13 protein-coding genes are annotated in these 13,844 nt (G+C 57.4%); 8 read left to right on the plus strand and 5 right to left on the minus strand.

Going from position 1 to position 13,844, the window contains the following annotated elements:
• Positions 1-2: 2 nt before the first annotated feature.
• Positions 3-581: a signal peptidase II gene (lspA, locus tag A11S_RS09660; protein ID WP_015468338.1), complete on the plus strand. Its 579-nt coding sequence runs from the start codon at positions 3-5 to the stop codon at positions 579-581.
• Complete coding sequence (locus A11S_RS09665; protein WP_015468339.1) at positions 578-1,096, plus strand: DUF3035 domain-containing protein; 519 nt, start codon at positions 578-580, stop codon at positions 1,094-1,096. The genes lspA and A11S_RS09665 overlap by 4 nt, the downstream gene beginning before the upstream one ends.
• 70 nt (positions 1,097-1,166) lie before the next feature.
• On the opposite strand, the gene A11S_RS09670 is transcribed toward A11S_RS09665, so the two are convergent.
• Both A11S_RS09670 and A11S_RS09675 read right to left on the minus strand, forming a co-directional pair.
• Positions 1,167-2,060 (minus strand): hypothetical protein, encoded by an 894-nt coding sequence (locus tag A11S_RS09670; RefSeq protein ID WP_015468340.1) that lies wholly within the window; start codon positions 2,058-2,060, stop codon positions 1,167-1,169.
• Between the two features lie 49 nt (positions 2,061-2,109).
• Positions 2,110-2,958 carry a hypothetical protein gene (locus tag A11S_RS09675; protein ID WP_015468341.1) on the minus strand — a complete coding sequence of 283 codons (849 nt, stop codon included), beginning with the start codon at positions 2,956-2,958 and terminating at the stop codon, positions 2,110-2,112.
• Between the two features lie 98 nt (positions 2,959-3,056).
• On the opposite strand from A11S_RS09675, the gene A11S_RS09680 reads away from it, so the two are divergent.
• The 6 genes from A11S_RS09680 to A11S_RS09705 all read left to right on the plus strand — a co-directional run bounded on the left by A11S_RS09680 (position 3,057) and on the right by A11S_RS09705 (position 11,348).
• Entirely contained in the window at positions 3,057-4,577 is a 1,521-nt protein-coding gene (locus A11S_RS09680) for a M16 family metallopeptidase (protein ID WP_015468343.1), read from the plus strand.
• Positions 4,574-5,983 (plus strand): M16 family metallopeptidase, encoded by a 1,410-nt coding sequence (locus A11S_RS09685; protein WP_015468344.1) that lies wholly within the window; start codon positions 4,574-4,576, stop codon positions 5,981-5,983. Before A11S_RS09680 ends, A11S_RS09685 begins: the two co-directional genes overlap by 4 nt.
• Positions 5,973-7,550: a glucose-6-phosphate isomerase gene (pgi, locus tag A11S_RS09690; RefSeq protein WP_015468345.1), complete on the plus strand. Its 1,578-nt coding sequence runs from the start codon at positions 5,973-5,975 to the stop codon at positions 7,548-7,550. The genes A11S_RS09685 and pgi overlap by 11 nt, the downstream gene beginning before the upstream one ends.
• Before the next feature lie 114 nt (positions 7,551-7,664).
• Positions 7,665-8,945, plus strand: a complete 1,281-nt coding sequence (locus tag A11S_RS09695) for a pentapeptide repeat-containing protein (RefSeq protein WP_015468346.1) — start codon at positions 7,665-7,667, stop codon at positions 8,943-8,945.
• Positions 8,946-9,006: 61 nt separating this feature from the next.
• A complete protein-coding gene (gene mutL, locus A11S_RS09700) occupies positions 9,007-10,833 on the plus strand; it encodes a DNA mismatch repair endonuclease MutL (RefSeq protein ID WP_015468347.1) in 1,827 nt (608 codons plus the stop codon).
• Positions 10,833-11,348: a hypothetical protein gene (locus A11S_RS09705; protein WP_015468348.1), complete on the plus strand. Its 516-nt coding sequence runs from the start codon at positions 10,833-10,835 to the stop codon at positions 11,346-11,348. Before mutL ends, A11S_RS09705 begins: the two co-directional genes overlap by 1 nt.
• Here A11S_RS09705 and A11S_RS09710 read toward each other — a convergent pair.
• Genes A11S_RS09710 through A11S_RS09720 form a run of 3 tightly spaced genes read right to left on the minus strand, consistent with a single transcriptional unit; the run spans position 11,345 to position 13,759 of the window.
• Positions 11,345-12,058 (minus strand): ATP12 family chaperone protein, encoded by a 714-nt coding sequence (locus A11S_RS09710; protein WP_015468349.1) that lies wholly within the window; start codon positions 12,056-12,058, stop codon positions 11,345-11,347. The two genes, A11S_RS09705 and A11S_RS09710, sit on opposite strands and share 4 nt — an antisense overlap.
• Positions 12,055-13,146 (minus strand): AsmA family protein, encoded by a 1,092-nt coding sequence (locus tag A11S_RS09715; protein WP_041802684.1) that lies wholly within the window; start codon positions 13,144-13,146, stop codon positions 12,055-12,057. The genes A11S_RS09710 and A11S_RS09715 overlap by 4 nt, the downstream gene beginning before the upstream one ends.
• Entirely contained in the window at positions 13,139-13,759 is a 621-nt protein-coding gene (locus tag A11S_RS09720; RefSeq protein ID WP_015468351.1) for a hypothetical protein, read from the minus strand. Before A11S_RS09720 ends, A11S_RS09715 begins: the two co-directional genes overlap by 8 nt.
• Positions 13,760-13,844: the final 85 nt, after the last annotated feature.

A 13,844-nucleotide genomic window follows, 5' to 3' on the forward strand; every position in this document is an offset into this window, starting at 1 on the left:
TCATGCTTCTGGGCCCCCCGTATGCACGTGTCGCATTTCCGCTGGCTGGTCTTTTGCTGGTTCTGGATCAGATCAGCAAATGGTGGATCACGGAAATCATGATCAAACCGCTGGTCACCCCAGCGAACGAAGCCGCCACGGCAATGCCGTTTCTGAACTGGCTGTTCTCGGCGGGGGACCGCTTTCCCTTTGCCCAGATCGAGGTCTTGCCATTTTTCAACCTGGTCATGGTCTGGAACCGGGGGGTCAGTTTTGGCCTGTTTTCCCAAGGGCATGATTACGGCCCGGCGATTTTGACAATCGTATCCCTGTTGATTATGACGGCGTTTGCCGTCTGGCTGGTCCGGGCGAAAAGCGCGTGGCTGGCCACGGGTCTGACGCTGGTGATTGGCGGGGCCGCCGGGAACGTGATTGACCGGGTCCGATTTGGGGCCGTGATCGATTTTCTGGATGTCCATGTCGCCGGTTTCCACTGGCCTGCCTTTAATGTGGCGGATTCCTGCATTTCCATCGGCATTGCCCTGATCCTGATTGATGGGCTATTCTTGGAACCGAAACGTAACAAAGGTGTATCGCAATGACCAAAACACTGACCCGCGCCATCATCATCGCCGGATGCGCCCTGTCCTTATCCGCCTGTGAGGGGGCCAAGGAACAATTGGGCCTGACCCGTCAGGCGCCGGATGAATTTGCCGTTGTCAAACGCGCCCCGCTGGAAATGCCGCCGGATTACACAATCCGTCCGCCCCGCCCCGGTGCCCCGCGCCCGCAGGAAATCGCCGTCACGGAAGAAGCCCGCAACGCCGTTCTGGGTGAAACAACCCGCAGCACGCAGGCCAGCGGTGCCGAAGCGGCCTTGCTGCAACAAACCGGTGGCGTTTACGCCGACCCATCCATTCGCGGCGTCGTTGATGCCGAAGCCACGATGTCCGACAAAGAGGACAAACCCGTGGCGACCCGCCTGCTGGGTCTGGGCAGCGGCAAGACCGAGGCGCAGATTGTTGATCCCGCCGCCGAGGCCGAGCGCATCCGCACCAATACGGAAGCGGGAAAACCGGTCACCGATGGCGAAACGCCATCCATCAAGGACAAATAAATTCACCCCGGATGAAATAAAAAACCCGCCAGATATTGGCGGGTTTTTTATTGATGACGACCACGATGATTTAAGGGGACGGCAAAGTCCGCGCCGGGGGCATGGCCGGGCCGCTGCGTACATTTCCACCGCGCGGTAAGGCGTACAGGAACACGGGCCGTTCCAAATTATCCATCAAATATTGCAGCGACACATCCTCGCGCGCAACGGCAAGGTTAAACCGTGCCGCGCGGGACATTTCCATGGCCAACGTCATATAATCGTTCAGTCGTTTGTCCAGATCGGGCGTGACCTGAATGGGTTTCGGGTAGTTCTTGATGACCAGCAGCGTCGACGCCATCGACAGGCAGTCCTTCGCCAGATCGACCTGCTGGCTGGCCAGATCCAATCCCGCGGCCGTGACCTTGCCGAGAGAAATTTTTAAATCGCTCACGGACGGGCGCGCCGTCTTGTCCTGCATAAAGGGGGCGGCAATATCGCGGTGTGTTTCATCGATCCGGCGCGCCGACAGCAGGAAATTTTTCAAGGTCGTATGATAATCGGAAAAACTGTTCGTTTCACCGCGGAAAATGGGCATTGTTGGCACCACTTGGACATTCAGCTCCTGCAAATATTGCAAACGCAACAGACGGTCGCGCGTCATGCGATCAATCGTGCTTTGCTCCTGCGGGCAATGTTCAATCACGGTTTTGATGTGGTTGGTCACCATGGACGCCAGAATACCACCCTTGCGCACGGCCCCCAGAATGCGGCCCGCGATGGTCTTGTCCAGATCCTTCATGCCATCATAGGCGCGATCACATTCATTCTTTGACGCGCGGGCATTAAACGCGGCGGCCAACGCCCAGTCCTTGAATGTGGACAGCGGAACGGGCGCATCGCTATTGATCTGATCAAAGCTTTTATCAAGTTCACGCAGAGCATCGACAGTGGCGTCGTGCAAATTCCAATTATACGGCTTCATCAAAAACCCCAGATATCCTGTTTTTTACGCCGGCTTTTGCCGGTCATTTTTACTTTTTGAAATTATAGAGAAACGCCGGACGTTGTACATCCCGTGCGTAATATGCCCCACGCAATAATTGATCGGCCAGCCCCAGATCGTTCCCGGCCCCGCGTGTCAGGGCCTGTGCCAGATAGGTAAACAACATCGACACATCCTCGTCCCCGCTGATATTGGCCACCCGTTCGGATGCGGCACACACCACGGCGCGTTGGGATATTTTCTGTTTCAAAACGGCATGATCCAACGCCTGCTCCGCCATCGCGTCACAGGCATGGGCCAGCCGGTTCCGCCGGACCTGCGCATCATCGCCGGACACGGGTGCGCCATCGTCACGGCGATCAACCACCTCGTCAAAGGCGCTGCTGGCCAGAAAATGGACGCGATCCATTTCAATTTCCGTCCGGCGCGCGGATTGTTTGGCAAATTCGGCCATATTGGGAATGGCGATCAGCATGTTGCTGGTCGCGTGAGCCTGTTGTTTCTGCTCCTGCGCAACCTGGCCCCAGAATTGAATATAATCGCGCAATTTCGCGTCATATTCGGCTTCGGGAAAATCGCCGATGACCGATGCCATGTGGCGGCCAATCGCTTCAAGGCGCGTATTACATTTCACAACGTGATTGCGCATATTGCCCAGCAGAATCGTGACCGCGTCCTGCCACGCGACTTGATATTGCATCAGGCCAAACCGCCCGGCGCGGGCATTAAACGATTCTTTCAGCGCCAGTTTTTTCAGCGCGGCCAGCGTTTGCGGCGTGGCCGGAACGGTCAGCGCAGTGACGGATTCAGCCAACCCCGCCATCCCCGCCCGGGTCTGGTCGTGCAAGCCCCAATTATATGTATTGTGCGTTGTCATGGCCTGACGTTAGCGTCTTTTTGTCAGTTATGTCAAAGTTTTAAACCCCCTTTATTTGGGGTTTTGCTTTGCCCCGATTCTCGGGTAAACCAGAAGACATGAAACACATTTTGATTCCTGTTTTTATTGGTTTTTTCCTCATCTCCCCGTCCGTCTTGGCCCAGGGCCAGACCGACCTCGGCCAGACAACGGTCCAGGCGCCTGTCACGGACCCCGCATTACCGCAACGCACAAAAATTTTTGGCGCGGAAGAGGCCACGCTGGCCAACGGGCTGCGCATCGTGGTCATTCCCAATCACCGCGCCCCCGTGGTCAGCCATATGGTGTGGTACCGCGTCGGCGCCATCGACGAACCCGCCGGGCAATCGGGCATCGCGCACTTTCTGGAACATTTGATGTTCAAGGGATCGGAAAACGTACCCCCGGGTGAATTTTCCAAACGCGTGCGCGCGATGGGCGGGAATGACAATGCCTTTACGTCCCAGGATTATACCGCCTATTTCCAATCCATCGCCGCTGACCGTCTGGAAGATGTTATGGCGATGGAGGCCGACCGGATGCGCGGCCTGACCCTGCCTGCGGATCAGGTTTTGTCCGAACGCGATGTCGTATTGGAGGAACGTCGTCAAAACACCGACAGCAACCCCAACGCCCAGATGCATGAACAAATGCGCCATGCGCTGTTCCCCGGTCATCCCTATGGCATTCCGGTGATTGGTTGGCCGTATGAAATTGCAAAACTGTCCCGTGAAAACGCGATGGATTTTCACAATAAATGGTACGCCCCCAACAACGCGACCGTGGTGATTTCGGGCGATGTAAAATTGGCCGACATTATGCCGATCGTTGAAAAAACATATGGCGCGGTTGTCGCTCGCGACGTCCCCGCACGCACCGCACCGCCGGTGATGAATGTACCGGGCGAATCCCGCATCGTGATGCAGTCCGCGCGTGTGCACCAGCCGGTATTTCAGCGCATGATCCGCATGCCGTCCCTGCGCCAGAACCGCAACGATGCCATTGCGTTACAAGTTGCGGAAAGCATCCTGTCCGATGGCGCGTCATCCCGTTTGTATAAAGCGCTGGTGGTCGATCAGAAAGTCGCCGTCGGTGCCGGTTTTTCGTACAACCCCACCGCATGGGATGATGCGACCGCCGCCCTCTATGCCATTCCCGTCGACGGCGTCGCCATGGACGCCATAGAGGCGGCCACCGATGCGATTATCGCCACATTCGCCCGCGATGGCGTCACCGATGACGAACTGGCCACCGCCAAAATTCGAATGAAGGACAGCGCCGCTCTGGCCCGCGATAGTTTACAGGGCCCGGCCATGATCTTCGGCCAGACCATCACCACCGGCGGCACGATTGACGATGTCGAATATTGGGCCGATGACATTGATGCGGTAACCGCCGCCGATATTAAACGCGTGGCGCAATATTTGATCAAACCGGCGGGCACGCATGGCCGCGGTGTCACAGGGTGGATTTTACCCGCCCCCACACCCGATAAAATCATTAGCGAAGACGAACCGGTCCCCGCAGAAAATGCCACGCCGGAGACCACAACACCCGCCAACGATAACGCCACCAACAGCACAGATGGGGCCCAACAATGAAACCCCTGATCCTCAGCGCCGTTCTCATCCTCAGTGTCGCCGCCCCCGCCATCACCCCCGCATGGGCGGCGGAGGTGACGACCATAGAATCATCCGTCAACGCAGAGCCAGCCGAGCGCTTCCTTGATATTCGCTCCGTCACCAGTGATGGCGGTATTACCGCATGGTTTTTGGAAGATCATTCGGTCCCGGCCATCGCGATTGAATTCGCCTTCGCCGGCGCGGGGGCCTCGCTGGACCCGCAAGACAAGCAGGGGCTGGCCCGGTTGGCATCGAACACACTGGACGAAGGTGCCGCAGATATGGATTCGCAAGCCTTCCAGAAAACACTGACCGACAATTCCATCTCCCTGCGATTCGATGTGGGGCGCGATGATTTTTTTAGTTCATTGAAAAGCTTGACCCGTCACCGCGATCTGGCCACCGATTTGATGGCCAAGGCCCTGACCTCGCCGCGGTTCGATCAAGACCCCATCGACCGGATGAAGGCCGCGAATATCAGCCGGATTAAATCACAATTGTCCGACCCCGATTGGATCGCCGCGCGCATTATGAATGACGTGGCCTTTGCCGGGCACCCCTACGCCATGAACAGCGGCGGTACAGTCAGCGGTTTCGCCGCAATCACCGCGGACGACCTGCGCCATTTCACAACAACCAGCTTCGCCCGCGATAATTTATTGGTTGCCGTGGCCGGGGACATTACCGAAGACGAATTAAAACCCCTGCTGGACAAAATGTTCGGGGCCCTGCCGGAAAAATCGCAAATCCAGACCATTTCGGATCTGACCATTCAGGGCGGCAACACCATCACCCTGTTTGACAAGGATGTGCCGCAAACATCCATTCAAATGATGCAGGGTGGTATTGACCGTTCCGATCCCGATTATCACGCCGCACAGGTGATGAACTTTATCCTTGGGTCGTCTGGCTTCGGCAGCCGCCTGACCGAAGAAATCCGTGAAAAACGCGGCCTGACCTATGGCATCTATTCATCGATGTACCAGCTGGACCATGTCAAGGCGCTGAGCGTGTCCACCTCCACCCGGAATGACAAGGCCGGCGAAGTGATGGGCCTGATCCGCACGGAATGGATCAAAATGCGCGACGAACCCGTCAGCGCGGATGAATTAAAGGCCGCGCAGGATTACCTGACCGGGTCCATGCCACTGGCCCTGACGTCGACACAGGGCATTGCCGGACTGATCCTGGGCCTGCGGCTGGATGATCTGCCCATTGATTATCTGGATGGCATTACCGCGCGTTATAATGCCATTACGGCGGATGATGTGGCGCGCGTATCCAAACGCCTGCTGACCCCGGATGCGATGACCACGGTGATTGTCGGCAAACCCGAAGGCATCACACCGACCACAACCCGTACGGATTTACCCAATGTTGAATAACACGCTCCCCGAATGGGTGACGCTGGACACGCATGCGCGCACCATGCGCTATGTGCATATGAATGATTTGATGCATGCGGATCGCGCAAAGGCCATGCGCCTGTCGTTGCCGGGCCTGTATGCCGATTTTTCGCGCCAGCGCATGAATGATGATACGCTTGGCTTGCTCCTGGCCCTCGCCCGCGCCTGTGATTTAGAGGGCTGGCGTGACCGCATGTTCAGCGGTGCGCCCATTAACACAACGGAAAACCGCGCCGTTTTACACACCGCCCTGCGCCGCCCGGCAAAGGACAGCGTCATCGTCGATGGTGAAAACGTCATGCCGTTCATCCATGACGTCCTGAACCGGATGAAAACCATCACCGACGCCATTCATTCCGGTGCATGGACGGGCCATACGGGCAAGCGCATCACCACCATCATCAATATCGGCATTGGTGGATCGGATCTGGGCCCGCACATGGTGGTCGAAGCCCTGCGCCCGTTCCATGTCGATGGCATCACCGTGAAATTCGTATCGAATGTCGACGGCACCCATTTGCACAATGCCCTGCAAGGGTGTGACCCGGCCACGACCTTGTTCCTGATTGCATCGAAAACATTCACGACGCAGGAAACCATGAAAAACGCGCAAACGGCGCGGGCCTGGTTGCTGGCGAAACTGAAGAAGGACGATGCGATTGCCAAGCATTTCATCGCCCTGTCCACCAATGAAAAGGCCGTGACGGACTTCGGCATCCACCCCGATAACATGTTGCCCTTCCGCGACTGGGTCGGTGGACGGTTCAGCCTGTGGTCATCCATCGGATTATCCATCGCACTGGCCGTTGGCTTCGATCATTTCCGCAGCCTGCTGGATGGCGCGAACGCCATGGACCGGCATTTTCAGACGGCCCCCCTGCACCAGAACCTGCCCGTTCTTATGGGCCTGATCGGTGTATGGAACCGCAATTTTATGAACTGTTCCGGTCTGGCCGTCCTGCCCTATGACCAGAATTTGATCCACCTGCCCGCTTTCCTGCAACAGGTGGACATGGAATCGAACGGCAAGCGCGTCAACCGTGATGGCGAGGCATTACCCTATGCCACGGCACCGATCGTCTTCGGCGAGCCGGGCACGAACGGGCAACATGCGTTTTATCAGATGTTGCATCAGGGGACCGATATCGTACCGTGTGAATTTATCGGATCCCGCGAAACTTTTGCACCCTATGCCGACCACCACCACATCCTGCTCGCCAACATGATCGCGCAGGCGCAAGCCCTGATGACCGGGCGCAGCGAGGAACAATCCAACAACAACCCGCACCAGACCTTCCCCGGCAACCGCCCATCGGTCACATTGCTGTTTGACCGGATGGACGCCTTCAATCTGGGGCAACTGATCGCCCTGTATGAACACCGGGTCTTCGTTCAGGGGATTATCTGGGGCATCAATTCTTTTGACCAGTATGGGGTCGAGCTGGGTAAGATTCTTGCGAATTCCGTTCTGGATTCGGGAAAAAACCCGGAATCTCAAGGCCAAATCGACCCCGCCGGGGCCGCTTTGCTGTCCCTGCTCGCCTAAAAATGAAGGGCTAACACCCGGATATTTAAGATTTTTTAGGCTCCGTCCGGTAGGATGGACGGAACGAATAAGAACAAAAACGCAAAAATTGCGTGTGTGAGGATACCCCGCCCGATGAGTACTGGCCTGCAAAAACTGACGCAGTCCGAACTGGATGAAATCATCCGCAAGCATATGCGCTTCATCAGCGGCATACGGGGCGGTGCGCGCGCGGTCGTAAAATTCAAAGATTTATCCGGCCTGCATTTCCGCAAGGGCGATTTGTCACAGGCCGATTTCACCGGGTCCATCCTGATCAACGCCAATATGTCGAATGCGACATTCAAGGGTGTGTCGTTTTTTGCCTGTGACATGCGCGGGGCCAATTTGGAAAACGCCTGTTTCGCCCGCGCCGATTTTCGCGGCGCAACGGTCGTTGGCGCGAATTTGACCGGGGCCGATTTTGAAAAGGCCGACATGCGCGAAGGCGTTATTCTGGAACGCAACCCGACCAACAAAACATTGTCGGGCAGCATCAACAATTCCAAAGCCAAAACGATTTTCAGCGGATCGCGTTTGTCGGAAACCAACCTGTCCGGGGCCAGCGCAAATTATGCAGACTTCTCCGACGCCGATTTGTCCGGTGTCATCGTCAACGACGCCGATTTTTCCAACGCGAACTTTGAAGGCGCGAACCTGTCCGGGGCTGATTTTACGGGATCAAACCTGAAAAACGCCAACATGAAATCGTCCATTATTTCCGGCACAAAACTGGACGAAGCCGAAACGGCGGGCACAAATATGACCGACGCCCTGACCGAAGATAAAATGGGCAGCAAGCTGGAAGCGCTTGGCAAAACATTGGAACAATTACTGGAAGAACATACCGCATGGATCGCAACGGCGGGAAAATCGGGCACACGGCTGGATTTATCCGGTTATGATTTGCGCCATGTTTTGAATCTCAAAAAATTCTCGCTCACCGCCGTCAAGGCTGTGGGGGCTAACTTCCTGAATCAGGATTTACAAGGGGCCAGCCTGCAAAGCGCGGTGATGGACCGCGCTGATTTCCGCGACACGAAACTGGCCAATGCCGATTTTCGCGGCACATCGCTGAAGAACGGATTATTTTCCCGCGCCAATCTGGTCGGGGCAAATTTGTCGCCGCTGATCTTCCCCAACCCCGATGGGTCGAAGCGGTTGCAACGCGTCAACCTGTCCGGGGCCAATCTGCGCTATGCGATCCTCAGCAACGCCGTACTGGCTGATTGTCTTCTGGTCGGGGCGGATTTGTCTTACGCCGTTATGCATGATTGTGATTTGCGCAGGGCCGACCTGACGGGCGCGATTCTGGATAATGCCGATTTCCACGGTGCCCTGCTGAACGACGTGATCAGCGACCGCAAACTGGGGTAAAACCCCGGATTTTTCCGATTTTTGGGCTGACTCGTCCCGCCCCAGCCGCTAATCTGCCCCTATGCGCATTCGTCATTTGCCAGAAACACTGGTCAACCAGATCGCCGCCGGTGAAGTCATCGAGCGGCCCGCAGCCGCTGTCAAAGAACTGGTCGAAAATGCCATTGATGCCGGGGCCACATCGGTCACGATTGATTTGCGCGATGGCGGCAAAAGCCTGATCCGCATCAGCGATAACGGCATCGGCATGGCGCATGATGAACTCATCGCCTGCCTCGACCGTCACGCGACATCCAAATTAAAGGGCGACGACCTGCTGAATATTTTCACGCTCGGTTTCCGGGGCGAGGCCTTGCCCTCGATCGGCGCGGTCAGCCGCCTGAGCATCGCCAGCCGCGCGCGCGAAACCCCGAACGAAGCATGGGAAATAAAAGTTGAAGGTGGCCGCAAAGACGCCCCCACCCCACACGCCCACCCCGAAGGCACCCGCGTCGAAGTGCGCGATTTGTTTTACGCCACACCCGCCCGCCTGAAATTCCTGAAAGGCGACAAGGCCGAATATGCCGCAGTGAAGGACACCGTGATGCGCCTGGCCATGGCGTTTCCGGCGGTTGGTTTCCGCCTGACCCACAATGACGCGTTGAGCCTGTCCCTGTCCGCCGCGACACAAGGTGATTTGTGGGATCAGCGCCGTGACCGCCTCTCTGCCCTGCTCGGGGCTGACTTCGCCGCCAATACGGTGGCGATTGAGGCCGAACGCGATGGTGTCCGGCTGGAGGGCTATGCCGGCCTGCCAACATGGTCGCGCGGGACGTCGCAAAACCAATATCTGTTCGTCAATGGCCGCCCGGTGCGCGACAAATTGTTGCAAGGCGCGATGCGCGGGGCTTATGCCGATTTGCTGCCCGGTGATCGCCATGCCGTCGCCGTGCTGTTCCTCGACCTGCCCCCGACCGAAGTCGATATCAACGTCCACCCGGCCAAGGCCGAGGTGCGGTTCCGTGATTCCGCCGGGGTGCGTGGCCTGCTGGTCGGGTCGATCCGCCACACGATGATGCAGAAAGCGGGGCAAGGATCGGCCACGACATTATCCGACCGCACCTTGGCCGCATTACAATCGACCGCCAGTAACACACCGCATACGCCGTCCTATGGCACCGGCAATCTGGCCTATTCCTACACACCCGCCCCGTCTTACGGGCTGGCGGAACGCGCGTATGAAAATTATCGTCCACTCAGCCCCCTGCAACCCGCCGCGCGGTCCGAAACCGCCCCGACCATTGCGGCGCTTCAGGATCAGGATTTCCCGCTGGGCGCGGCGCGCGCGCAGATCCATGAAAATTACATCATTGCCCAGACCGCAAACGGCATGGTGATTATCGACCAGCATGCCGCGCATGAACGCCTGACCTATGAACGGTTCAAGGCGCAGGTCATGGATGCGGGCCGGATTGAATCGCAGGGATTGCTGGTCCCCGAGATCATCACGCTGGATGACACCGACATCGCCCGGTTGATGGACGCGGCGGAGCAACTGGACCAGCTGGGCCTGCGCATCGAACCGTTCGGGCCGGATGCCGTGGCGGTGCAGGCCGTGCCCGCCTTGTTGTCGGGCCGTGCGGAAATTTCCCGCCTGGTGCGCGATATTTGTGACGAACTGGCCGAACAGGGCAGCACCCAAAGCCTGGAAGACCGCATCAATGCCCTGCTCTCCACTATGGCCTGTCACGGGTCCGTGCGGTCGGGGCGGGTTTTGAATGTCGATGAAATGAACGCCCTGCTGCGCCAGATGGAAGCCACGCCCAAATCCGGCCAGTGCAATCATGGCCGACCGACCTATATTACTTTGGGATTAAAAGACATCGAACGATTGTTTGGGAGAACGTGATGAGCGAGATCGACATTCCGGATCAAAACCCGAAACATGACAAACCCGCGCCAAACAAGGACCAAAAAACGGTGACCGCCGTTTATGGCACGTTGTGCGCATCGTTCATTTTGCAACTGACGCCCCATGCGGGCGTGGCGTTGTTCTCTGGACTGTTGTTGTTGTTCACATGGGGCATGATTGGTTTCCTGCGTCGTCATGCGGATCGCGAAAGCCTTCTGGCCAACCATATGAATTTTTTGAATATCACACTGTGGGTGTTTTCTGCCCTGATCTTCGTCGCGGCAGCCATTGGCGGGTATTATATTTACACCCATTACACATTCGCCCAGTTCGGCGATCTGGCCAGCCTGATGGCCGCCGGGGACATGGAGCACCCCATGATCCGCGAACTCAAAAACCTGACGCTGGCCGTTGGGGCTCCGGGCTATCTGTATATCGTCTATCGGCTGGCCAAGGGATTGCGCCGCGCCATGGGCGGGTATCGCATCGCCCACCCGAAAAATCCGTTTTAATGCCCCAATCGATCCAGAAAGTCGCGGGCGGCGTTCAGGTCCGCACGCATGGCCGCGCGCTGTTTTTCCTGATGCGGAGCCGGGCCGTATAATTCTTCGTTATAAATTTCGGCGCGGTATAAATCTTCGACATGCGCGGCGATAAATACATCGTCCGGCGTGACCGCCCCGTCCATAAAAGCCAGCCCCAGCACAACCGACCCCGACACCACGGTGACCAATTGAAAGGCGGTAAATTCGAAGAGGTCCATTCCATCCATCGCGCGGCGGATATATTGATGCGCAGCCTCTGGCTGGCGCACGGCGGCCAAACCCGGCGTCACCGTCAATGTCACACTCGACACACGCGCAAACCAATCGCGCGCCGGGGCCCAGGCCGCGTTCTGTTGCGCGGCCAGTTCCGGCGGATCCTCCGTCTGATAGCACAGCAAATCTGTATCCAGATAGCCGGCCACCATATCCGTCATGGTTTTACGTTCATGCGCCACACGATCCAGCGCCGTGATCAGGATTTGCGTCAACGGCATGGTATCGGGAAGAATGTGATCGCCCTGCGCCGCCCATTCCGCCACAATGCCCTCACCCAATGCGCGCGTTGGGGCCACAACCATCTGCCCCGACGGGGTTTTGACAGGCTTGCCATCAAGACGAATGGAGAACCCACCGCCTTGCTCGGCCTGCGCGGTCACCATTTTATAAAACCGTTTCATGGCGCGGAATCCGTCGGTGCCGACTGTAAAATTTTCAAAAACGCACTGGCGCGCAAGGGAACGGCTTGGCCCGCCGCATCGCCCTCACTCACCTGAACGTGATCCAGCGCAGCATTCCAAAAGGAGGCCGCATTCTGCGCCGCCTTGGTCCCGGGGACAGGCGTCGCCAACGCGGCCAGCGCCGCATACAAATCTGCCAGTTCCGACGCCGCCGCATCCGCACCAGACACCCGCAATGTGCCGTGCACTTTTGCCGCATCCGCCGTCGTGTCACCCACTGTAATATCAGGGGTCATTTTAAATGAACCCAACGTCAATTCCGGTTCGCCCGCCAGACGCAGGCCGCCATTATGCCGCCCAATTTTCATCGCCCCCACGACCGGGTATCCGGTCAAGCCGAATTGCGTAATGTTCAGCACCGCACCACCCAGCAAACCCGTATCAAACCCGGTTTCCAACGATACCGGCCCGATCGATGCCGTCAAAATCGCGTCGTCACGTACCCGCCAGACGGGCTTGGCTTCATTGCCGTCATTGTGCATATCCAGGCGCATTGACACACCGTCATCACCATACATACCCGACACAACCAACGCCGATTGATCCGCATCAATCCCCACACGGTCCAGTGCAATCGCGCGATATCCGGTCGTCGCCTGATCAATACGAACGCCCTGTATATCCAACACGCGGAACCGTGTCCGTGACAGGATCAGGTCGCCGAAGCTGACCTTTAACTTCGCCGAATCCACCGTGGCCACAACAGGACCCGGCATTGGTTTTTCGGTCACGGCATCAACGCGCCCCGGCGCCCGCACGCGGCCCGCGTCAATCACCATGCCCGGAATGGGTTGGTGAAACCGGACGTCAGCCATATCAATTTCAAGAAAGGGAAAAAATGACGCGTTGTTCAACGTGCCGATCCGCACATCGTAACCGCTGGCCTGGGATAAATTCCCCTCCAGACCGACACGCAACATTGCCTTGTCACCGCCCAGCAGATACAGCGCACCAAGGCTGACCCCAATCGCCACGGCAAACACCATGAGCAATCGGAGAAAAAACCGACCCTTTGATCGTTTATTCATCGGAAGCGCTATCCTGTTGGATAATGATTTGGTCGGCGGACGGAACCGGCGTGCTTTGCACCTGCGGCATCACGCTTTCAAACTGCATCGCACCGGTTTTCATGGCGATATCGCACGGGCGGATAAACTGGCACACCTCACGGCCCAATGCGCGATCTTCGACCAAACCCCAAAACGCTGTGCGCTCGGTCAGGTAATCGGTCGATTGCGGGTCCAATGTGCTGACATCCACATCCGGCGGCAACAATGGGACAGGGGCGCAGAGCCCTTCGGCCACGCACGCATCATATTTCGCCGGATCAGACAATTCACCCGATTCAATGCGGCGCGCGGTGGACACCATGCGCACGTGAATGCGCTCAATCTCCTGCATCAGATTGATACCGAATGTCGCATTGATGGCGTCTGTCGTCTTGCATTCTTCGGGAATGGCACGGCCCACATCGGCCGGAGCGCCACATGTTTTTTCGAACGCCAGCAAACCACCCTTCGGGGCTTCCTCAACCGGTTTGTTGGTGGCCAGCACCAGGGCGGTCAAACCACCCAGCAAAACCACGGCCAAACCACCGGCAAGAAACAAATTGCGGGATGGGGACGATAGAAAATCGCTCATTTTTTACACTGCTCTTTAAAATTCATAGGGCCCTGAACAAGATCTTGGATTGAGTATAGCACCAAGGTCGTGAATGCAAAGCCTC

It is taken from the genome of Micavibrio aeruginosavorus EPB (assembly GCF_000348745.1).
In the GTDB taxonomy this organism is placed as follows: domain Bacteria; phylum Pseudomonadota; class Alphaproteobacteria; order Micavibrionales; family Micavibrionaceae; genus Micavibrio; species Micavibrio aeruginosavorus_A.